Below are 22,695 nucleotides of genomic sequence, written 5' to 3' on the forward strand. Positions count from 1 at the left end.
CCGATGCAACGCCTCAAGGTTACTTGACACCAATGGCATCTTGCCCGCCCTGGTTATTTAATCTACCCCAATATCATGCAATTTCTCATCTGCGCTTGCCATGATTGTGCATAAAAACTGCCTTGAGCTAACAATTCCGCATGAGTCCCCGATTCAATTACCTGACCATTTGTAACGACGTGAATAATATCAGCCTGCATAGCAGTGGTAAAGCGATGGGTAATTATAATTGCTGTTCGTTGCTCTGCTAGGTTGCGAAACCGGGCTAACCAGTCAGCTTCAGCCCAAGAGTCCATCGCGCTGGTGGGTTCATCCAGAATAATAATAGGAGCTTGGCGTAAAAATGCCCGTGCAAGTGCCACACGCTGCCATTCTCCTCCACTGAGTTCTGCTCCCCCAAACCATTTGCCGAGTAAAGTATCGTAGCCGAATGGTAATCGTTGAATGGGAATATCTGCACCTGCACCCTGTGCTGCGGTTTCAATCTCTATACTAGTAGGTTGAAAGGCTAAAGCACTTAAAGCAATATTGTTAGCAGCTGTATCGTGATAGTGAATAGGGAATTGAAATAGGACGGTTATTAAACGATGCAGTTCTGCTAATGAAAAGTCACGCAAATCAATTCCATCCAAGGTAATTCGACCGAATTCAGGATCATAAAAACGACACAACAGCTTGACAAGGGTACTTTTTCCACCTCCATTTTCACCGACGATCGCTACTATTTGTCCAGCAGGTATAAAAAGGGTAAATTGATCTAAAGCGAGTTGCTGACTCTCAGGATAGCGAAAGGTAACTTGTTCAAAACTTATTCCTTTTTGCAGGACTGAGGGAGGAGTAATGGAAACGTCCGGGTTAGTAACTTGCGGTTGCAGTGATAGAAATTCAAATAAGTCTTTGATAAATAACAGATTTTGATAACTATTATTGATATTTGTTATAAGAGTTTGCAACAGACCTTGGCTAATCCAGAGGGCTTGAAATAATAGAGCTAAATCGCCTAAAGTGAGCTTTCCTTGAGCCATTTGCCAAACTATCCAACTTAAAGCGATGCCAACCATGAATAAGGAAATCAAACTGGCAATTAATTGAGCGAAAGTACGCTGACGCATTAATTGCATTCGTTCCTGACGTAGGCGTTTACGGATAGCTTCGTAGGAGGTTTTAAAATGCATTCCTAATTCAAATAAGCGTATTTCGGCGGCAGAATCGCGGGACGTTAGCAGGGTACTGTAGTAATCGGCATATCGTTGGGCAGAAGTATTTTGCAGTCGCCACTGATTTTCTATTTTATTGAATTTAACGACAAGATAAAAAGGGGGAAGGGTACTTAGGAGGAGTCCTAGAGGTAACCAAATTCCAAATGAAAATAGAATAATTCCCATTGACAAGAGTGTAAGAAGACTTCTGATGAATTCTCCCAGATTTTCTAGTAAAGAAATGGGGTGATTTCTAGCTTCTAAATGAGCGCGATGTAGGCGATCATAATAATTGGAACTCTCGAAAAAAGCTAAGTCTAGAGAAATGGCTTTTTCATGGATAAGGGAACTGATATAATCTTCAATCAATTCGGCTTGGATGGTACGTACCCAGTTGTTGAGGTTGCCCAGTATACCCATTAATAGTAGTAGTGCGACAAGTAGGGCAATTATAGTTAAAGAAGCCCAGAGATTTGTTGAGTGAATACCCGCACCCAGAACAGCAACAAAACTATCAATCGCTGTTTTGAAAAGATATACTTGTGCTACGGGTAAAACTCCCAGTAATATCAGGAGAACTGTCCACGTAACTGTCCAGTATCCGGCGGCTGTCCATACCAGTTTTAGGGTTTGTGGTATGTAAGCAAGTTGCGGTAAAAGTTTGCGGAGTTTAGAGGCAAATTTAATCAAGAGTACATTCATTAAGTAGAGTAAATTAGAAGAATTATATAGAGTATGTCTATACAAGCAGCATCACAATTTATTCAAGCAGTGAGACAAGATGAGAATCTGAAAAATCAAATTCGGATATTAGGATATCCGGTAAGTGGAGAAGAATTGGTACAAATTGGTAGAGATGCAGGATTTGATTATACTGAAGCGGATTTACAAACAGCTTTTAGACACGATTGGGTAATGCGATCGCTCCGTTACGGATTCATGCAAACAGAGGTAAAGTTGTAATAATAGGAGTGTATAAATAAGTAAATAAATAATAATTTTAATTTTGTCACTGCATGGAAACTAGAAGAGTTATGGATGATGCTATTTGTTAAATGATAGAGGAACAATGGCATGAGAGCGATCGCTAATCAGGAATTCTCATGCGATCAAACTTTCCTGCAAGCTGCACCCTTGATAAAGCTGCTAAAACCGTAGCTGTTGTAAAAATTCTTTTGTCATCTGGAATAACAGGGCTAGAAGAACTATCTGGCTCTAAAATATCAGCAGGATCAGGAAATCGCATCAAAGCCGATGAAGCCCAAGATCCATCTGCTTTTTGGGTATTAATTAACCAATTAACTGCTTGATTTAACTTAGTAGATAAATATTGTTTTTCCTTAGCTAAATCGAGAGTTCGTACACACCAAGCGGTAGCAAAAGCAGAATCATCTCCATATTGACGAGAATAGACTGCGCCATTGGAGTTAATTCTACTTGCAGCCCAATCAATTGCTAATTGCACTTGCTGAGAATGACGCTGATAGTCATCCATTGCTAAAGCTTCAGCAGCTAAAGCCGTCGCATATTCATGGTCATACCACCAATAAGCTTTCCAACTACCATTTTCTAGTTGAGTATTTCTTAAAAACTCAACCGAAGATGCTTTTATCTGTTCTAAACCAGCAACAGCAGCAGTAACACAAGTATGAATGCCACACCAACCTTTAAAAGATGCTGAATTTGCATTAGTATCAAAGGCGAGTTCTTTCTCTAAATAACAAACTACTCCACCGCTTAATGATATGTGCTGGGCGATAAAATCAAAGGCTGTTTGTATCCTTTGAGATTTTTCACCTAAAGCTGTAGCAAGCCGTAACGTCCAAGCTGTACTGTCTGCATCTGGTGGAGCAAAACCATTGTATCCCCATCCTGGTGATGACTGATGACGACTAAGCAATAAGCGCCATACATGATGTGCAGCTTGTTGCGCCTTTTCATTTGACAGTGACGCTAAAACAGTACCTACATAAGCAGTAACCCACTCGTCACTTCTTTTCTTGCGTGAGTCAATATCAAAATCACACCACCAACCTTTTTGATTGGCAGAATTAAGAAGAAACCGAATAGCTGCATCAATAACTTGGTTTAATTGATTATGGCTTAATTCGTCTGATGTTTTTGGAAGATTTCCATTTTGGAAATTTATTAAAGTTTGAGATTGACAATTGTTTTCGATAGATTTATTTTTTAGCCATTGATGTACAAATCCAATATATGCCTTAGCTTCCAAGGAACATTCAGGTTTATAAGTAAGTTTAATATGGCTTAATCTCCGGTCTAAAATGCTTAAACTTTCTGGTGGTTGCAATAAAGACTCAGCGATTAAATGACTAGCCCAAGGTTCCTTGCTGTTCCTGGGGGTTGTATAACCAACCCAAGCTATTAGTGCATCTCGTTTTTTGGGTGTGCATAATCCTTTGGCTACCAAATCATCTAAAAAAGGCGACCATCTTGGTTCTAATCCAGATTGTTGCTCAAAGAAACATTCTAGACCAATCTGAGGGTAAATCTTTGTGCCAACGTCTAAACACAATCTTACATGATCGAAAGTATCTAGTAACTTATTAACCAATTTTTCAATTTCATTGGTTTCTTGAATATAGCCTATCTGTTGTAAGTAACTACCTATTTGGTATATAGGAAGCTTACTTACATTAATTCGTAAGGCTTCTACTTGACGTGACAACATTATACCAACGTGACTGATATAAGCAGGCGTTACACAAGCTGTAAAACAACGATATAAATTACTATATAGTGAATCAGGAATTGGCTGACAGAGCAATTCTAATGTAGATTTAACAATATTAAAAGCTTTTTTTGCTTCTAACGAATTGCAGTTTTTTAAAGCTATAAAGATAGAAGGAATTAGTTGTTCAATTGCTGAATCAGTATTATCAAATTCTAGCCAAATTTCGTTGATATTTTTAATACAGTCAGTTGGGTTACTCCAAACTTCGCAAAATTGACGAATCTGGTTCCAAACTGGTTGTTTAAATTCGTAGTTATATGAAGCAAAAGTAGAAAGATAGTTAACTAAAATTTTGGGTTCGTTATCTTGATAAAAAATTCCTTGTTGTAAGTCAACCTGCCAATTTTCTTTATTTAGACGAATTTCAAAACCTGCTCTGGGAATAGGGGCTGATAGTTTTGCTAGTTTTTGTAAGTGAGATAAAGCTGTAGGCACAGCAATATCTGTCGCTAAATAAGGAAGAATAATGTTGAATGAGTCTGCTAGAGTTGGCTTCACTGAAAAACTTCTTATTATGAACTATATATTATTTAATAAATATTAAGTCAAACAAAATATTTTTTGATTTTCTTGGCAGCAAGCTAAGAATCCTCCTACAGTAATCCGTTGCTTTTCTCCATCAAAATCAGCAACTTTATGCCATATTCTGCCTGCATTAAAAATTACCATATCCCCGATATCAGAATTAATAATTTGTTTCCTGAATTTTTCTAAATATGCATCTAACTTATCAGTGTAAAAATTTTGCTTCATTACAGATGTTGTTTGCTCACTTAAACAATCATATAAAATCAGTTCTCCACCAACTTCTGGCTTATCAATAACCAAAAAATAACTAAATATATCAAACTGTTTGACAATTGGCTTTAAATGCTCATAAAGCTGATGAAATTCAAAAAGCTCATGTTCGGTATGGGCTTTATAGCCACCACCATTAGGATGAAGTATTCTAATTTGTGCTGGAATAAATGCTTTTCCAGAGTTGGCTTTAGCTAGCTCTAATGTATGAGTTTTGGATAGTTTATTGAGAATTGAAAATACTCTTGATTCCAGATTATATTCAAAAATATCTTTCAATTGTAAGCTAAAACTAAACGACTGCTCGAAATAATGATCTAGCTCTCCTTTTACGCTAGTTACTGACGCACCAATAGTTTCCCACGATGTTGTAGTCTTAGTTCTATATTTTATTTTTTCAATTCGTTTCTTGGCATTATCCATTTCTTCTATTGAAAAAACTTGCTTAATCAAGATTCCATCTAGTTTGTCATTGCAAATAAGATTAATGGCATCAGGGTGATGAGTCACTGATTCTGTATCGGTAATCAGCCACTTATATAATTCACTCTCATTACTTTGTTCATGAGTTTGAGCCAGTAACAACCTTTTAATAGCATCGTTAAATACTTCAAACTCTGGCTTAATTCGCAGAGCTTTTTGATAAGTTTCAATGACTGCTTCTAAGTTACTTTGAAAGTAATAAAGTTCTATTAACTGACTGTAAATTAAAAGATTGTTTGGCTTATTTGTTAGAGCTTTTTCGTAGATTGGAATTATTTGTTCTGCCTTAATTTCCATATCTTATATTAAAGATAAATTTAAAAGATAAGAATTAGCATCAGCAAGTATGGCTTCACAAAGTTGAGGCAATTTAGCTAAATTATTGGGTCGGTGAATCTTCCGTAAAGGCACTGTACGCGCCAGACAACTCAATACTCTAAACTCATTTTTCATATCTGTTTTGCTTAACATCCAACTAACATAAGTGTTTTGCATTAAGTCAAGAAGACCTGTTACAGATGAAAGTGTCTCGATAGAAACTGATTGCCTATCAGAACTGCGGTCTCCTAGTATATAGATAGCAGTTAAAGGGAATAGAGTTTGAGAAAATAATTCTTGGCGTTCTACTAAAGAAAGATAGCGCTTGGTTGGCCAAAGGTCTGGTTTTGGCGTAGCACTTTGTAAGTGTTTGTAAGAGCCGTACAATTGAGTGGCTACGTCTTCATGTAAACGTAAACCAGGATATCCAGGCTGAACAAAGAAGGTGTTGTTTTGCTCTACCAATACCGCAACATCATCTGCAAGAAGTTTAGCTCCCCGTTGTAGTAAAGCTGCGGTTATTGTAGACTTACCCGCGCCTTTAGCACCAAGGATGGCAATTGCTTTTTGCCCCACAGTGACTACATTAGCGTGCAGGCAAGTAATTCCTCTGATTCGCAAGACGCATCCTAGTACAATACCCAGTAAGAGCCAGGTTACAAATCTTTGGTCAGCCCCTTCACCTACAGTTATCCAGATATTTTCCCCACTGGGGTTAATAACAAATTCAGCGTAAGCCTGCTCATCCTCAATGAATGACAGCAGCAAATATGTCCCTTCTTCTAAGGTTGCTGTTTGGAGTCGTGAATGCTTTAAGCTAGGTTGCCAAGCAGATGAGGGAACAGGCATGGCACTTTCTTCCCAAGTTCTGGCTAGGTGAATGGAGATAGCATCTACATCAGTTACGTCGCTTAGGGGAGATAAATCGGAAAGAGGTTGGTTGGTGCGTAGAGTTAAGCCGTAAACTTGGTAGTAAAATACCTCACGTCCAGTACTGGTGTGTTCATCTGTTTTTTTAGTCTTCACAGTTTTCAGACTATTTTCATAATAAAATACAGGGAACAATATCGTGGAATATTTGAAGCTTTTTCAGCTTTTCCTTCACTAAGATTAACTGTAACGGGACAATTAATATCAATAACATCCCAACTATTACCATCGGCCCTTCTTTTCTCATAGTGTACTTGCAATTCTCCACTAAGTTGATGGTCATGATAGTCTTCTCCTCTCATTGTTTTAATAGAATTTGAATCATCAACACACTAACCTCTAATTCAACTAGATTTTTCTAACTTTGCTGCTGCAAAAATTTAAGCCGTGGGTCAATTCTGCTCATAATACACCTCTACTAAATAATTGTTATTGAGGTTTATCACCCAGATCTAGATAGTCCACAATCCAATTGTCGTTGTGAGATTACGAGACGACTACATTTGCATAATAGGCACTATCATTAGTGCCACTACTAGACGTGGTAAGAGTCATATCATGGATTGTTCCATGCTTGCGTAGCTTAGGATGTTCGTAAGCTAGGCGATTATCCTTATTTTCAAACTGTTTCACTTTTTACTTCCTCATGTGTATGTAATAGAAATTAGCTAGTTCGTTTATAACTTATCTACTTAAAAAATGTCTACCTTTTTTTGATTAATAAAATATAAATATCTTGCCACAAAAAAATTGGAAATACTTTTTAGCGGGACTTAAACATTTTTTCGGAAGAAACAAGCCTCAAACCCGTGCAGGGTAAGAAAAATACCCCAAATGCTCAAAAATGGGCCAAACCCGGATATATCAAGAAATTAAGTCTAACGATTCAAAGTCTCTCTGTATATAGATTTCATGCTTTTTTCTGGGTGTTTTTTATCTAAGTCTCATTAGGCAGATTAATTAATTTATCTAAATAAAACATAAATAATTTAGTAATATGGCTTTGTACACACTATTTTAGTGGGATTCTAATTTTTAGAAATTCTCACTAAAAGCCTGTCCTGAGATAGGCTTTTTTCCTTTAACAGTATATTATAAAGATATTACTTAAAGAAACTAGGATACTGTTCCTTAATTTCATCTCAGCACAGCGTTTTTATGAGACAAAATATTTTCTGATTTTTGAGTTCTCAACCAATAGGCAAGTGCTAAAGTCCTTTCAATTAAAAAGAAATTTGCTGTAGTTATATCTTCCGGTTTTTCTAACAATGCCAATAACTCATAACTATTAACATACTCAGGTACAATTGGTGTTTTACTCAACAAATCGCTAATCCATCCTCCTGCCATCTCTTGCATGACTTGTGAGTAAGCTTGAGGAGCATCAAACACCTTTTTGTGACGGTTGCGAACTGCTTCTGGTAAACGTTTTTGCATCGCCTGCCGCAATATTTCCTTCTTAACTAACCAAGGCACGGGGGGGATAGCTATTAGATAATTAACTAACCGCAAATCAAAAAAAGGAAAATACTGCTTAAGCTGAATTGAACTATAGCCCGGATCTGCCCAAGCGAATAAATTTGACCAGTAAGCAGAATTCCCCATCCCATAGCGGGAAATTTGGTCTAACGCATCTGAATTAATCTTTTCCCAGCGAGCCTGTAAATCCAGTCGCTTAACAAAAGCCGGATTAATCCAAGTCGGAGATGGTGGTACGGCTTGAGCAATCTTCCTCCAATACCGCCATCCTTGACGGAAATAAAAAGCAGGACGGCGACGGTATACAGAAAGATAATGGAGTTGCACTGCTAACCACTGCCCAATTAAACCGTGCTTTAACCATTCCAACCAATAAAATTCGCCACAGTACAAAGCTGAGTCGCCGCCAAACCCGGTCAATACAACCCGTCCGTGAGCAGCACATAGTTTTGTGAGTTCCATATAAGGGTCACGATTAGGAATACTATGACACGGTTCGGGTAAACACATTTGTGCTTGCATCGACGGAACTGCACGCACATAACCATCAGTAGCTACAAAATTGTGTGGAATCCCAATTTCCTTTGCTACTAAACCCGCATAACTATCTTCCTGTTGTTCTTGTTCAGAACTTAGGGTAAACGCCTGAAAGTCAAACGGCTTCCCCTTAGTAGTCAGAATCTTTTGTGCTACCGTCGCTATGCTGGTTGAGTCCATCCCCCCACTCAAATGTGTCGAGAGTTTGTCAGTCCGCACGCGATCACTTATTGCTTGCTCAAACAGTTGGTAAAAATGTTCGACATACTCTTCTGGACGCTGATAACGAATTAATGGCAGACAACGTTGTAGTTGCCAGTACCTCTGTATTCGCACTCTCCCATCCGACCAAATTAATGTATGTGCAGGAGAAAGACGCTGAATATCGGCATAAATAGTGGTCTTAAACTCCATATTCATACCAAACAGCAAATGATCCCCCACTGCTTGCTCGTTCAACTTCGCTGATATCTGTGGATGCAAGCGAATACAGTTGAGGGTGTTACTGCAAACTAGAGTATTGTTAACCTGCGCGTAGTAAAACGGTAGGATACCAAACTGGTCACGTCCACAAAACAGGCGTTGCTGTCTTTCATCCCAAATAATGAAAACGAAATCTCCCATTAAGTGGTCTACACAACCAATATCCCAAATTAGATAGGTGTGTAAAACCAGTTCTATATCCGGCGCATCCTCAGCAATTTCTCGACCCTTTGCCCGTAAAGCTGCAAGCAAATCTTTCCGACCATCTAACCGCGCATCAGCAACTATCCACACTTGATCATCTAGGGTAAATGGTTGCTGCTCATGTTCCTGCTCAAAAGTTGTTCTTAACAGGGTATGTCCCAACCCTACTTTACCTTTGTGCCAAACTGCCTGGGCATCAGGGCCGCGAAACGCCATGAAGTCAGTCATTTGGTGCAGTAGGGACAGATTGATCGGTTCGTTGTTACTCTTAATCAAACCTACAATGCCACTCATTATTTATACCACGCTCTCTTGAGTGGATGGCATTGCCAGCAAACCCTCTTGTACCAGTTCATCTACTAACTCAGCTACATCTTGACGCAGTGTCGCCTCATCTACTGCAAAGGTCTGCAACAATTGTTGTGTTGCTGTTTCGACATTTCCTTGCTCAATCAAGAGTTGCCACATTCGGCTACCCACATTGTTCAAGCTGTAGTAAGCCTCATTTTCGAGATTCACTAAAACCACTTCACCCCCTAGCTCTTGAGTCAGGACATTAGCAGGGATGGTAAGTTGGGGCGACAAAGGAGAAATTATTTGAGTCATTCTAGTTAAGCACCATGAAGGAAAAGATTTTGACAGCATCTTAACTGCATCTCAGTAGTTTCGACAAGTTAAGAATTTTATCTTTTCCAAATTTGTAGGTTTTAATCAATCGGAACCACCGTAGCGGATAATAAAGGAAATAGAGAAAATCTGGGAGTAAAAAAAATGCCCGGTCTCTTTCATTTAGGCGAAAAGCTATATCCAGGCAGTATTGCACTCTCACCGTGAAGCTGTCTGTATTCGCTATCCGAACTAAGCTGAGTCCGCCAATAAAGAAGCTAAGTCCATCACAGGGGGTTAGCTGGTTTTCCAACTCAGCATCACAAACAAGCTGCTCGTAAAGTTGTTCTGCAAGAAATCGCAATTGGGGTGGAACTTTGAATTTTTGGGACACTACCTCTGGCAGTGGTAGGCTTAAGTGATTACAAGCTAGAAGCAGAGCCAACAAAAATCCTCGCTTATTGCCCAAACGCTCAACTGGCTCAAGGATTTGCTCCCAATTCAGCTGCGGATAAGCGCGAATTAGTTCTGCAAGGTCGCAGACTCGTTTGAGCGATCGCCAATCTTCTTTACTTCCGTGAATATAAGCAACTAATACCGCATCCTCTGGTTGTAGGGTAGCAACTGTTTGACCTGCGATCGATAGAGGCTCTAAACGCTGCCAAAAAGGTGTGGAATCCAGTGGGAAAAAAGAATCTTTTGTCACCATGTCGTAGTGCAAATCAATTCCCACTTTGCCATCATCCCGAATTAGTTGAGCTTGAGACCAGGCTACTTCATCTTCGGGAAAATATTTGTGCCGATATCCTTGACGAATCAATAACTCTTTAGCTCTCAGATAGTCATCTTTGCGAACTAAGATATCTAAGTCGCTGAATTCTCGTAGTGCCAGATTGCCGTAGGCTAATGTCGCGAGGGTGGGGCCTTTAAAGGGAATGGCGCTGATGTTATCAGTGCCAAGTAGGTCGAGAATTTGGCAGAGTTGTTTGGCAAGAAATAGGTTACGAGCCGTTTTTATTTGACAATAGGTGTGTAGTTGATCAGAGATATTTTGAGGTATTAGTTCTGGGTGAGTTTTCTGAAGGCTTTGGTACAAGAGGAGGAAAACTCCGTGCTGATAGGCTTTTTGCAGAAGATAATTCCAGTCGAGGTCTGTTTGCAGTAGCTTGTGAATTTGGGAAGCTGTGGACGTGTCAATGTCGATGCGGGTACAGCACAGCAGTAAATTAATTTCGGGGCGCAGATTTGCAATTGGGCTGGCAGTTTTATATTTGATAGACTCTTGTGGGAGTAATTGTAAGGTCATTGGTAGAAGACATGGTGATTGAGTTCGGAATTGAGCAATCTAAATGTCGGGTCGTGCTGTCGCACGTCTTATGGTAGAACCTGCTCTAACACACCCTTTTTAAATTAGCGGCCTCTATTTGGTCAGGTTTTAGCACAGACCGAAATTTAAAGCAACGAAATGTAGCAATTGAGTTCGGTATTGAGGCGGTCAAGTGGAGTGTAATGCTGCCGCACCTGTTGGTAATCTCCTACCACAAATCCCCGATATTCTACCCAAGCATGAGCAAGGAACTGTCCTTGCTCCAGTCGCACTCCAATCTGTAATTGGGCTGCAATCCCCTGACAGCGTAGCAAATACCACAGCACTAGGGATTTTTTCAGGCAATTCGTCCACAATTTACTATATCGAGCAGCACTCTGAACCATTTTAGCTGTAGCGCTAATTAGGGGAACTTGTACTTTTGACGGTTCAAATGACATAGGTTCAGTCCACAGCATCAAAGCTGCTTGCGTGCATTGGAGTCCACATAGCCGCAACAATAGAGCGACCAAAGGCAGTAGAACTAGGGCTTGCAGAAAGAGTGAGCGTTCTTTACTTGAAAGCTTGATCCAAATTCGCCCTTTCTCAATTAGCGATTTTAAACCACCCATTTTTCTATTTAATTACGCTTATGTCGCCTACTATACTGTAGGTTCGCTGATTTTGAGATGGGAAAAGGAATTAATACTTTGAGGGGAAAGGAATAGGACGATTTTTCAACCCAATCCTATTATTAACACCATTTCCCAGTAGTGTAGAGAACAGCGATCGCAAGCAAGCTGAATTTTGGTGTGGGTATGAAGAGGAAAGGCAGAGGGCAGGAGGAAAAAAATATTTTTTTTGCCATCTGCGACAGGGTTTAACTTGAATTTAGCACCATGCTTTTTGGGGCATCTCTTTCTATAATAAGCTTTAATACTTAAAGGAAGTATATAAAATTTCTGTAAAGCTTAAGTGTTATTAAGCTCAAAAATGCTCTAGATAATATATAAATTTAACTTATCTATTTTTAAATGCATTTATATAATGTAAAAGTATTTTTTTTGCAATCAAAAAAATCATATTGAAACCTAACTTAATGAAAATACCGTATTAAGCTGAAAAATCTTCTAATCGCTACTAAAAAAAGCAGCATGTCTGAAAAAAGACTTAATGAAAGTTAATAAAAATTTCTGATAGTATTAAAAATCACAAATTTTACATTTTTAAGATTTGGTAAAGAATTTGACGTAATCTTTTGCTCATGATAATTAAATAATACAGGTGAGCTGAAAATGACAAAATATAAGGAAAATAAATAATTAAAATAAAGGAATTTTGACCAATTACTTACCATTTGCATAGTCAACTAACCAAATTAATAATTAGTATTCTCTAAATAATATTGGTATTAATTAGGTTAATCAATATAACTGCATTTAAACTTACAGTTTTAAGTAATACACATTGAACTTATAAACAGTTCTTTGACTGAGGTTTAACTGCTGGCTAGAAAAACACGTTATTGTGTCTTTCTTTAGCCGATTACAAGTTATTACCCATTGCTCATTTCACTCCGCAATTTCTAAAATTTTCCCTCATCAAGAAGATTTTAGCAACAAAATCATCTAACTATTTTATGAACAAAATAATGAATAGCACTAAATCATCCAACCAAGAACAACGCAGATTTATCGGTAATTTAGCTCTAAAAAGGTGCTTTTCCGCTGTCAAAATTCTGTTATTTACAATAGTTATGTTAAATCATGGCACTACTGGAGTAAATGCTGCACCTCAAGCCCTGCGTTCTGATATTAAGATTCGCAATGTTATCAATACGTTATCTGTCTCTCCTTCTGTTCGGATTGCAAAAGATCCACGAAACAATACCCTTTATTACCTCAAACAAAATGGTGAGATTTATCAAGTCAATTTAGGCTCCTCTACTAAAACACTGGTGTACAACTCTAGTAATCATAATCTAGCTGAGACTGAAGGTATGGCCATTGGTCCTAACGGTACAATTTATTTGGTTGGCAATGCAGACCTTGTGAATAACCAGACCAAAGCAATTATTGTTAAAGGCGTTATTAATTCGAGTACAAAAGGGCGCATCTGGTCTATCTTAGCTGAGAGTGCAGGCTATCCGAAAAGCAAAACAGCCTATGACCATCGCTTCAACGGCGTGGTTGTTAGCCCGGATGGTAACTTTATCTATGTGAATAGCGGTTCTCGTACCGATCACGGTGAGGTTCAGTCTGCTAATGGTCAATATCCCAATACTCGCGAAGTAGGATTAACCGCCTGTATACTCCGTCTTCCTAGTAATGGCAATAATCTCTTTCTTGCAAACAATCGAACAACCTTAAAGACAGCTGGCTATATTTTTGCAGAAGGAACACGTAATACTTTCGATATGGCTTTTGCACCCAATGGGGATTTATTTGGCACAGAAAATGGCCCCGATCGCGACATGTCAGAAGAATTAAATTGGCTACGTCTAGGTGGTAATTACGGCTTTCCCTGGCGGATTGGTGGGACAGACAATCCACAACAATTCCCCAATTATAATCCTGCCAAAGACCGTTTGTTAAACCCAATATTTGGTGCAGTTCAAAAGGGCTACTTTCGTAACGATCCAACCTTTCCTGTTCGGCCTGTAAACTTAATTGAACCAATTCCTAATTTTGGCCCGGACGCAGACAGTTACCGTGATCCTGTAGATGGCAAAGTCAAAGACGCCAGTGTTCTGGGGCAAAGTGTGAGCAGTTTTACATCACACCGTTCTCCCTTGGGCTTAGTTTTTGATACACAAGGAGTAATGAGTCCAGAATTCAAGAAAGATGGATTCATGTTGAGTTGGACACCAGGCGACCCCACTGGCGAAACACTAGCAGGCCCTTTTAAAGATGCCGGTCAAGACCTACTACATTTAAAGTTAACTAAAGTAGGAACTACCAACTATAAACTTAACGCCACGCGCATTGTCAAAGGTTTTAGTAATCCCATTGATGATGAGATTATCGGCAATAAGATTTATGTTCTGGAATATGGTGGAAATCAAGGAATTTGGGAAATTACTATGCCCACTAAATAAAGAAGACTAAGTATTTTTGCATTGCTTAGTCGAAATTCCAGTCATTTGAAGGCATGGCTAAAACTTCAGGAAATTTTGAACATTTTCAATAAACTCAACAGCTGCACTTCTAATTACTTTTTGGGCGTCAGGCTTGGTGAAACAAGGGGCTTAAGCCCCTTGTTCTATGCAACCTCATAGATAATTGCACCTAAACCATCTTGATTGAAATCAGTGTAATTAAACTATCTGCAAACATTAAAGTAGTACTTTAAAACTAACTCGCCATATCATGGTAACGATTCGTCCTTATCAATTAAATGATTTAGAAGACACCGTTCATCTGTGGTATCGAACTTGGCATCAGACATTTCCTGACATTCAACATCCACAACCGTATTTCGCATGGAAAGTTCGATTTCGTGATGACCTTGCTGCACGCGGGGATGTTTGGCTGGCTGAAGTTGAAAATCAGATTGTAGGTTTTCTCGTAGTCATTAAAGAAGAACAATGGTTGAGCCAGCTGTTTGTAGATACGACGTACCAAAATCAGGGTATCAGTTCAGCATTACTTGATAAAGCTAAAGCAATGTGTCCCCAAGGTCTAGGGCTTGACACATTACAAGCGAATATGCGAGCTTGTGCATTTTACGAACACCACGGTTTTAAAGTGGGTAAGCTATCAACAAACAAAATCAACGGTCAACCTAATGTGGAATATTACTGGATGCCTAAGTAAGATGTTTGACTAAACGCGTCATTTTGTCCAGATACTTTGGTCGGCGATGGAACGCACTCGATCCGTACAGGCAGGATTTCGTCTTGGTAGGAACGATCAGCCACGGTTTGCAATGCGCGGATATCGTCATCGCTGACTGGGCGTAGTTCTCGCGGGGAGCGCTGGGTAATAGATTTCGAGGTGTTCAGTGGTAAGCGCGACAGTTTCGCGTAAACCTGAGCATAGGCGTCTGGATTGGCGATCGCCCAGTCGCTGGCTTTGTTCAACCGCTTCAAAAAATCAGCGATCGCCGCCCGCTTCCCCGGATCGGCCAGGGCCTCGTCGCTGGCAGTGATTAACGACAATCCACTATTGATGCCCTGACCGTCGCGCAGCACCCGCCCGCCATTTTGCTGCGCCACGTAGAAGTAGGGATCGAAGGTCGCCCACACCTCGATACTCCTGGATGAGAAAGCCGCAGCTGCATCGGTCGGCAGCACGAACTTGACCGTTACATCACTGCGTTTAAGACCAACCTCTTCGAGCGCACCGTAGAGCTGGTACTGCGAGACACTGCCCCGCGCTGAGGATACTATCACAGTCTTACCCTTCAGGTCAGCCACGCCTTTGATGGGAGAATCGGCGTGAACCAACAGAATAAGTGTCTTGTTGGCATGGTCGAATCATGTTTGACTCCTGCACTCCGATACTTTTAAAATTCCTGTTTTGTATGCTGACCCCAAGGTTCACGAGCAAAGATCTGGTGTACCATCGGCTCAAAGAAAGTCAGCGGCAAAGTATCATAGTTTGGATCAAATGATTCTTGATCCCACTTATGGCAGAACTCGGCAGTGCGGTCAAAGTAAGGATGACCTCGAAACTTTTCTCGCGCATGGCGATCGCCTCCTGTATGATGCCAGAAATAATAGCCTTGGAAAATTCCATGATGTTCAATTATCCAATGGGTAGCTGGACTCACATAAGGTTTGAGGATGGCTGCTGCTAGCTGGGCGTGATTTACAGGTGCTAATAAATCTCCAATATCGTGAAGTAATGCAGCCACCACGACCTCTTCTTGGGCCTCATCCCGAAAAGCCCGTGTTGCCGTTTGTAGCGAATGCTGATAACGATCAATCAGATTTCCTGGATAACTCTCTTGTAAGCCAACTAAAAGTGTCAGTGCGCGATCAGCAACCTGATTCAAGTGAGGTTTAGAGTGTTCCTGTAATAGCAGATAATCCTCTTTTGTTCCATCTGCCATTCGTGTATAGGTGGCAATAGGTCTTTTTGTAGATGATGACATTACATTACTCCTGATGTAAACCTCAAAATTCTCTGTTTATCCAATGTGAGTTATTTTTGGCAACTCAGTTAAGTGATCTGAGTTAGATTTTCTGACATTACCCAATCTATAAACTAATGGTGTGACAATAAACAAGGCAGTTGGCACATACAGTCAAAGACAGTTACTCCAAATGACTCTAGTAGAGTAGCCTGACTCTGATTGGTATACCCTAAAACTCTCATTTTAGCGGCCACACCTGCACGTATACCCAAAATACTATCTTCTACAACAGTGCAAGATGAAGAGTGGGGGAATAAATTTTCATGCCCTCGTTGTGGGTGAACCGTCCGTGGGGGTCTAGCTTGAAAAGACCTTGTTTTTTGCTGCTAGCTGTGTGATACTTTCGTTTAATTTAGAAAATCACATAAATCTATTCCAAAAGGCAGAAAATGATGAGATTCAAGAGATTTGAAACGTGGGTTTTCTTGATTGGATTAGCACTATTAACGTTTCTATTTGTCGCTTGTGCTTCTGGTAATAAAACTGCTTCACAAGTACCAGAAAAAATAACAATTGCCTATCAACCTGGAATTAATTACGCTAATCTACTTATCGTCAAGCAGCAGCAAATTTTAGAAAAAGAATTTCCCCAGACACAATTTCAATGGCAAGAATTATCGAATGGTGCAGCTATTAGGGATGGAATTATCGCTAATCAAATACAAGTTGGTGCAAGTGGACCTGGAGCGTTTCTCGTAGGTTGGGATAAAGGTGTGGGCTGGAAAATATTAGCTTCTCTTAACTATAGTGAGTTTTGGCTAATAACGAAAAATCCCAATATCAAAAGTCTCAAAGATTTCAAGCCAGGAATGAAAATTGGTTTACCATCTTTAGATGGGGTACAGGCAATTGTACTGCGGAAGGTAGCACAAAAAGACTTAGGAAATCCCACAGCACTTGATCAAAACCTGCAAGTGATTGCTCACCCTCTAGGGTTACAGTCTCTGTTAACTGGTCAAATTGATGCACATTTTACAACACCACCTTTTGAATTTCAGGAAGTTGAAAAAGGTGGTAGGGTAATTATTAAAAGCTCTGATATCTTTGGTAAAACTAGCATAGCAAGTGTATTTATGACTGAAAAATTATACAATCAATACCCTGAGTTTGGTAAAGCTTTGTATACTGCAATTGCGGATGCTACTAAACTCGTGAATGAAAAACCTGATGAAGCGGCCAGAATCCTCTCAAAAATGGATAGTGGAAAAGTTTCACAGGAGCAATATAAAAAGTGGCTCACGAATAAGGCAGTGGCATACGGAATTGAGCCAAGAGCCTTCCTTAAGTGTGCAGCATTTATGCATGAAATCGGCATGTTAAATAAGCAGCCAAAATCGATTGATGAATTGATTTTACCGCCGCTTAAAGGTGCTGGGGGAGATTAAATTGATGGTTAATTTAGAATCGTTAATACTAGCAAAAAATGTCCATATTAGCTACAGCGAAGGTAAGAATAAATTTCTGGCTGTGGAAAATGTTAGCTTTGCTGTCAAACCAGGAGAAAAGTTTGTAATTATTGGGCCATCGGGTTGTGGAAAGAGTACGCTGTTAAAGGCGATCGCTGGTTTTGAGTCTATCAGTAGCGGAGAATTACTGATGGCAGGTAAAAGCATCTCTGTTCCCGGCCCAGATAGGATCGTTGTTTTTCAGGATTTTGAACAACTCCTACCTTGGCAGACTGTGGTGCAAAATGTTGTTTATGCCCTTGAGACTACAGGTAAAGCTGCTGGGAAAGCCGCCATTGCTGAAGCTGTAAAATATCTCGACTTAGTGGGAGTCTCAGCAGCTATCAATAAGTATCCTCATCAGTTATCAGGAGGGATGAAACAACGGGTAGCGATCGCCCGCGCTTTGGCTGTAAAACCTCAAGTTATCCTGATGGATGAGCCTTTTGCCACTTTGGATGCGCTGACGCGGACTCAACTGCAATACGAACTCAATACAATTTGGCAAAATACCGGGTTGACAATCATTTTAATCACCCATTCCATACAAGAAGCTGTTTACCTGGGACATCGAGTTTTAGTGATGACAGCAGTACCGGGAACTGTCAAAGAAATTGTTGATACCGCAGAGATTAATGACATCAACACTAAAAAGTTTGTCGAAGTTGCTGCCTATTTAGAAAGTTTACTCGTCAATGATTCCCGTCGTGAGGCTTTTCGAGTATGAAATTTGTGACTCGAACAACAGCAAATTCTAATAAATTTGAGAAGTTATACACTTCACTCAAAGCCAGTAGTACTTTCAGGCGCGGAGCAATTTTTTGCGGTCTATTGATTTTTTGGCAATTGTATGTATGGATTACCCAAGTTCCCGCCTTACTGATTCCTGGCCCAATAGCAGTCCTAGAAGTACTGTGGCAGGACTTATTGAGTCAAAAACTGCTGCAAGCAACACTCAGTACTTTATCCGTGTTATGTATTGGTATGGTCTTGGGTGTGATTCTGGGTACGGCTTTAGCAGCTTTCGCTAAAGTTTCTCGTTTTGGTCAAGATTTGCTAATTGTGATGAGTTCGATGCTGAATCCCTTACCTGCGATCGCTATTTTACCCCTAGTGATCATTTGGTTTGGGTTCACTTCTGTTTCTATGATCGTAGTTACTGCCCATGCTACAACTTGGCCTATTGCCCTAAATACAGAAATGGGACTCAGTACCATCAACCCAACGGTTCTGATGGTGGGGAAAAACCTCGGTCTAGATGGTTTCAGACTGATTCGAGAAATTATGCTCCCTGCTGCATTGCCTCACATCTTAACAGGCTTGAGAACTGCTTGGGCTTTTGGTTGGCGCACTGTGATTGCATCTGAGTTAGTGTTTGGTTCAGGGGGTGCTACTAGCGGTTTGGGATGGCAGATTAATAACAGTCGCTACTTCCTGCAAACCGATCGCGTATTTGCCGGATTAGTAGTGATTGCAATTTTGGGTTTAGCTGTCGATTATATTTTTCGATTAATTGAAATCAGAACAGTGCAAAAATGGGGTATGAAACGTAGTTAAACTTGGGTTTTGATGAAGTATCAAAGACAGTTGTTGTTGAAAGGTTGAGTTGAGAGAATTAAGCGACGCCGAATAGCCCGGCGTAGACATCGCTTTTAGACAACATCCAATCAAAGCGGGTTTAGCCTTTATTTGACTGTGGAAGTAAGCCCAACTCTGCATAAATTGGATGCACTATCTTTATTATTTGGGGTAGTTGTCTACTAAATAAATATGCTCCTAAAATGCAACAAATCCCGCCAAATAAAGCATTGGTAACACCCAGATGACCTGTTAATGCCCCAGAAAATAAATTGCCAAAAGGTAGGATTTCTAAAAAACCAGTTGTAAACATACTAGTGACCCTACCTCTTTTATCTTCATCAAGAAGAATAGATTGCCTAAAGTCATTAATAGAAGCTTAGAGTATTATTCATGCCAATAATAAACATGAATAATAGACAAATCTCTAAATTGGTTGAGCGAAAAAAACTATTAAACCTAAACCGAGAATTGCCGCAGAACTTGCTATAATCTTTCCCAATCCTATGACATTTTTTCTGGAAATTAGATAAGCACAGGTGACATCACAGCCAAGCTCGGTCGTATTGAACAGGCCAGAGTTTCTCGTGTCCCAGTTGTTTGGCTGCCAGATGCGGCCAGTAAGGATTGCGGAGTAGTTCACGTCCCAACAGTACTATATCGGCTGCTTCTGTGCGAATAATTTGGTCAGCTTGCTCAGGGGATGTAATTAAGCCCACGGCTCCTGTATGAATATCTGCTTCACGGCGGATGCGTTCGGCAAACTCAGTCTGATAACCAGGTTTAACTGGTATATTAATGCCCGGTATAATACCGCCCGATGAACTATCGATCAGATCAACTCCTAGAGACTTAAGTTTGTCACTTAAAGCGATACTTTGCTCAATGTCCCAGCCATTGTCTACCCAATCGGTGGCGGAGATGCGTACCCAGAGGGGATTTGTCTGCGGCCAAACCTCTCGGACTGCTAGAACTACTTCTCTGAGGAGACGAGTCCGATTTTCAAAGCTGCCACCATAATCATCTTGCCGTTGGTTAGAAAGGGGTGAGAGAAACTGGTGCAGTAAGTAACCGTGGGCAGCATGGATTTCCACTACCTTGAAACCAGCTTGCAGAGAACGTTTGGTAGCTTCGACAAAGGCGTCAATAACTTGTTGAATTCCTTGAAGACTTAGGGCTTCTGGAACTGGGCTATCTTTGCTAAAAGCGATCGCACTACTCGAAACCAAGGGACGCCAACCTTCCTGAGATTCATCGAGGACTTTCCCTCCTTTACTCGGTTTGGCAGTGCTGGCCTTTCTGCCTGCATGAGCAAGTTGAATACCTGCAACAGCTCCAAAGTTATGAATCAATGCCACAGTTTTGGCCAAAGTTTCTATGTGTGCATCTGACCAGATTCCCAAATCTTGCGGGCTAATGCGCCCACCCGGCTCTACAGCTGCTGCTTCTGTTAGCACTATACCTGCACCGCCAACTGCACGAGAAGCCAGATGAATAACGTGCCAATCATTAGCATATCCATTTGTACTGGAATATTGACACATGGGTGAAACGGCGATGCGGTTGCGAAAGGTAACTTCACGAATCTTGAATGGTTCAAACAGATGTGCCATTGGAATTGATTCCTTCTCTTGCTAGGTAAAAAAATTGGGGATAGATTTGCAGCATGAACTCGAATTGGCATTAAACGGCTGGAGATTTTCTCTTACGTACACTGAAATGAGCGATAAACGCCACAGCCAATAAAAAGAATCCCAAGGTACAAACACCGTTCCATTGCCACAATCCCCAGGTATAAGTACCAAGAAAAGAGCCGAGTGCGCCGCCAGTGTAGTTTGTAACCATGTACACCGTATTCAAACGGCTCTCAGCATTTGGAACTAAGTTGTAGACGCGGATTTGGTTTGAAACGTAACCAGTGTGCATTCCCAAGTCAAGAATAAGCACCCCTAATATAAGACCGAGCAAATGAGTTGCACCAGCTATCCAAAGGATGATAAAAGCTGATAGAGATAGAATAACAGCTATTCCAACTAACATTCTGGGGCCGCGCTTGTCTGCTACCCGTCCAACAATGGGGGTGGTAAAAACGCCAATTAAGCCAACTAAGCCAAATAGACCTGCAACTCGACTGTCGTAATTATACGGAGGAGATTCCAGCAGAAAAACTAGAGTCACCCACATAGCATTAAAGGCTGCAAATACTAGTGCAATGTTCAGTGCCGCTTCACGTAATACAGGCTGCTCACGAACGAGTTGCACCAGACTCTGCATCAGTTGCTGGTACGACAGTGTAGACGAAGGCTTGCTTATAGGTATCCGCCCTTGGATAACAAAAGCTAAGACAAGCATCACACCTGCTGAGATGCCATATACGGCTCGCCAACCGAGATATTCCCCAATTATCCCACTGACTGAACGGGCAAGGAGAACGCTGAGGATCATACCACTGAGTAGCGTTCCAATGACTTTCCCTCGCTCTGAGGGGTGTGTCAGTTGCGCGACGAGTGGAATAATTAGATGTGCCACTATGCTACAGAAACCCAGCACAAAACTCGACACAGATAACCAGACGAGATTGGGAGCTGTAGCCTCCACCACCAAGGCACAGGCCAGCAAACCTAGCATAGTGACAATTAACCATCGGCGTTCCATCCTGTCGCCCAAAGGAACTAACAACAGTAGCCCGACTGCATAGCCAGTTTGAGTAAGAGTGGGAATAAATCCTACCTGCTGGACAGAGATATTCAAGCTACGTCCCATATTAGCCAGTAGCGGCTGATTGTAGTAGACATTGGCCACTGCTAAACCACAAGCGATCGCTAAAGTTAAAACGGTACTTCGTTGCGTCAGCAAATTGCTATCAGTGGTCACAATGTCCCCTTTAAAACTCATTATGATGCACCAAGGTATGGAATAGTAATGTGAAGCAGGCAGGAGGCAGAAGGTAGAAATTTAGATGGTGTTGAAGCCCCATCTAAATTTCAAGCCACCAAATCATTCGTGCAGCGTCTGGCAGAGAAGATTTTGGTAGGGGACTTAAACCGCAAGCTCGTTAGCGTAATTTACCACCGTAGGCATCGCAGCAGTTCTTGCTGAGGGCAGGAGGCAGGAGGATGCCCTCAGCAAGAACTGCTTTTCTTGTTAAATACTTGTTGAATGACTAGAATCCTGATCAAGACTTGGATGAATAGGCTTATTATCAGGCTCTTGGGTCTGGAATTCCCAAATATCGCGTTTTCCTAGTTCTTGATCCACTAATAACTGTAGATGATCTGGTAATTTATTATTTTGCCAGATTGACCAAATTTCTCCACAAAATAATTCTTTTTCAGTTTGTCCAAAAAGCATTGCTTTATTCTCCAGTAATGTCACAATTTAAGTTTAGTAACTCCTAATTTCGGAAAGACGAAGTAACAAAATTTTCATCCTTCA

At 40.6% G+C, this 22,695-nt stretch carries 22 protein-coding genes; 6 read left to right on the forward strand and 16 right to left on the reverse strand.

Annotation, left to right across the window (positions count from 1 at the left end; genetic code table 11):
• Positions 1 to 62: 62 nt before the first annotated feature.
• The gene (locus tag V7K48_RS25700) at positions 63 to 1,901 is read right to left on the reverse strand and encodes an ABC transporter ATP-binding protein (RefSeq protein WP_335076625.1); all 1,839 of its coding nucleotides are present in this window, start codon (positions 1,899 to 1,901) and stop codon (positions 63 to 65) included.
• Positions 1,902 to 1,934: 33 nt separating this feature from the next.
• Between V7K48_RS25700 and V7K48_RS25705 the strand changes: the two genes are divergently transcribed.
• Positions 1,935 to 2,162 (forward strand): Nif11-like leader peptide family natural product precursor, encoded by a 228-nt coding sequence (locus V7K48_RS25705; RefSeq protein ID WP_335076627.1) that lies wholly within the window; start codon positions 1,935 to 1,937, stop codon positions 2,160 to 2,162.
• 124 nt (positions 2,163 to 2,286) lie between these two features.
• Here the strand turns inward: V7K48_RS25705 and V7K48_RS25710 are convergent, their stop codons facing one another.
• From V7K48_RS25710 to V7K48_RS25750, 9 genes are all read right to left on the reverse strand, one after another.
• Positions 2,287 to 4,452: a prenyltransferase/squalene oxidase repeat-containing protein gene (locus tag V7K48_RS25710; RefSeq protein WP_335076629.1), complete on the reverse strand. Its 2,166-nt coding sequence runs from the start codon at positions 4,450 to 4,452 to the stop codon at positions 2,287 to 2,289.
• 42 nt (positions 4,453 to 4,494) lie between these two features.
• Positions 4,495 to 5,532 (reverse strand): tetratricopeptide repeat protein, encoded by a 1,038-nt coding sequence (locus V7K48_RS25715; RefSeq protein ID WP_335076631.1) that lies wholly within the window; start codon positions 5,530 to 5,532, stop codon positions 4,495 to 4,497.
• A gap of 3 nt (positions 5,533 to 5,535) precedes the next feature.
• A complete protein-coding gene (locus V7K48_RS25720; RefSeq protein WP_335076633.1) occupies positions 5,536 to 6,579 on the reverse strand; it encodes a serine/threonine protein kinase in 1,044 nt (347 codons plus the stop codon).
• A gap of 16 nt (positions 6,580 to 6,595) precedes the next feature.
• Positions 6,596 to 6,766, reverse strand: coding sequence for a hypothetical protein (locus V7K48_RS25725; RefSeq protein WP_335076635.1), 171 nt, complete (start codon positions 6,764 to 6,766; stop codon positions 6,596 to 6,598).
• Positions 6,767 to 6,969: 203 nt separating this feature from the next.
• Positions 6,970 to 7,116 (reverse strand): hypothetical protein, encoded by a 147-nt coding sequence (locus V7K48_RS25730; RefSeq protein WP_335076637.1) that lies wholly within the window; start codon positions 7,114 to 7,116, stop codon positions 6,970 to 6,972.
• A 504-nt stretch (positions 7,117 to 7,620) separates the two neighbouring features.
• A complete protein-coding gene (locus V7K48_RS25735; protein ID WP_335076639.1) occupies positions 7,621 to 9,480 on the reverse strand; it encodes an asparagine synthetase B family protein in 1,860 nt (619 codons plus the stop codon).
• A gap of 3 nt (positions 9,481 to 9,483) precedes the next feature.
• On the reverse strand, positions 9,484 to 9,792 hold the full coding sequence (locus V7K48_RS25740; RefSeq protein ID WP_335076641.1) for a PqqD family protein: 309 nt from the start codon (positions 9,790 to 9,792) through the stop codon (positions 9,484 to 9,486).
• A 40-nt stretch (positions 9,793 to 9,832) separates the two neighbouring features.
• Positions 9,833 to 11,098, reverse strand: a complete 1,266-nt coding sequence (locus V7K48_RS25745) for a nucleotidyltransferase domain-containing protein (protein WP_335076643.1) — start codon at positions 11,096 to 11,098, stop codon at positions 9,833 to 9,835.
• A 146-nt stretch (positions 11,099 to 11,244) separates the two neighbouring features.
• Entirely contained in the window at positions 11,245 to 11,730 is a 486-nt protein-coding gene (locus tag V7K48_RS25750; RefSeq protein WP_335076644.1) for a lasso peptide biosynthesis B2 protein, read from the reverse strand.
• Positions 11,731 to 12,749: 1,019 nt separating this feature from the next.
• Here V7K48_RS25750 and V7K48_RS25755 point away from each other — a divergent pair.
• Together V7K48_RS25755 and V7K48_RS25760 are read left to right on the forward strand one after the other, a co-directional pair.
• A complete protein-coding gene (locus V7K48_RS25755) occupies positions 12,750 to 14,195 on the forward strand; it encodes a PQQ-dependent sugar dehydrogenase (protein WP_335076646.1) in 1,446 nt (481 codons plus the stop codon).
• A gap of 271 nt (positions 14,196 to 14,466) precedes the next feature.
• Positions 14,467 to 14,913 (forward strand): GNAT family N-acetyltransferase, encoded by a 447-nt coding sequence (locus tag V7K48_RS25760; protein ID WP_335076648.1) that lies wholly within the window; start codon positions 14,467 to 14,469, stop codon positions 14,911 to 14,913.
• On the opposite strand, the gene V7K48_RS25765 is transcribed toward V7K48_RS25760, so the two are convergent.
• Together V7K48_RS25765 and V7K48_RS25770 are read right to left on the reverse strand one after the other, a co-directional pair.
• Positions 14,895 to 15,545, reverse strand: coding sequence for an ABC transporter substrate-binding protein (locus V7K48_RS25765; RefSeq protein WP_335076651.1), 651 nt, complete (start codon positions 15,543 to 15,545; stop codon positions 14,895 to 14,897). The two genes, V7K48_RS25760 and V7K48_RS25765, sit on opposite strands and share 19 nt — an antisense overlap.
• Positions 15,546 to 15,604: 59 nt before the next feature.
• Complete coding sequence (locus V7K48_RS25770; protein WP_335076654.1) at positions 15,605 to 16,195, reverse strand: HD domain-containing protein; 591 nt, start codon at positions 16,193 to 16,195, stop codon at positions 15,605 to 15,607.
• Between the two features lie 431 nt (positions 16,196 to 16,626).
• On the opposite strand from V7K48_RS25770, the gene V7K48_RS25775 reads away from it, so the two are divergent.
• From V7K48_RS25775 to V7K48_RS25785, 3 genes are read left to right on the forward strand one after another with little or no spacing between them, the layout of a single operon-like run.
• Positions 16,627 to 17,622, forward strand: a complete 996-nt coding sequence (locus tag V7K48_RS25775; RefSeq protein WP_335076656.1) for an ABC transporter substrate-binding protein — start codon at positions 16,627 to 16,629, stop codon at positions 17,620 to 17,622.
• Positions 17,623 to 17,626: 4 nt separating this feature from the next.
• Positions 17,627 to 18,409, forward strand: a complete 783-nt coding sequence (locus V7K48_RS25780; protein WP_335076658.1) for an ABC transporter ATP-binding protein — start codon at positions 17,627 to 17,629, stop codon at positions 18,407 to 18,409.
• Positions 18,410 to 18,414: 5 nt separating this feature from the next.
• On the forward strand, positions 18,415 to 19,239 hold the full coding sequence (locus V7K48_RS25785; protein WP_335076660.1) for an ABC transporter permease: 825 nt from the start codon (positions 18,415 to 18,417) through the stop codon (positions 19,237 to 19,239).
• A 121-nt stretch (positions 19,240 to 19,360) separates the two neighbouring features.
• On the opposite strand, the gene V7K48_RS25790 is transcribed toward V7K48_RS25785, so the two are convergent.
• The 4 genes from V7K48_RS25790 to V7K48_RS25805 form a co-directional block, all read right to left on the reverse strand.
• Positions 19,361 to 19,573, reverse strand: coding sequence for a hypothetical protein (locus tag V7K48_RS25790; RefSeq protein WP_335076662.1), 213 nt, complete (start codon positions 19,571 to 19,573; stop codon positions 19,361 to 19,363).
• 232 nt (positions 19,574 to 19,805) lie between these two features.
• Positions 19,806 to 20,873: an NADPH dehydrogenase NamA gene (gene namA / locus V7K48_RS25795; protein WP_334972230.1), complete on the reverse strand. Its 1,068-nt coding sequence runs from the start codon at positions 20,871 to 20,873 to the stop codon at positions 19,806 to 19,808.
• Positions 20,874 to 20,943: 70 nt separating this feature from the next.
• Positions 20,944 to 22,134 carry an MFS transporter gene (locus V7K48_RS25800; RefSeq protein WP_335076664.1) on the reverse strand — a complete coding sequence of 397 codons (1,191 nt, stop codon included), beginning with the start codon at positions 22,132 to 22,134 and terminating at the stop codon, positions 20,944 to 20,946.
• Between the two features lie 270 nt (positions 22,135 to 22,404).
• Entirely contained in the window at positions 22,405 to 22,611 is a 207-nt protein-coding gene (locus V7K48_RS25805) for a hypothetical protein (protein WP_335076666.1), read from the reverse strand.
• Between the last annotated feature and the right edge of the window lie 84 nt (positions 22,612 to 22,695).

The organism is Nostoc sp. (assembly GCF_036919615.1).
Classification (GTDB): domain Bacteria; phylum Cyanobacteriota; class Cyanobacteriia; order Cyanobacteriales; family Nostocaceae; genus Nostoc.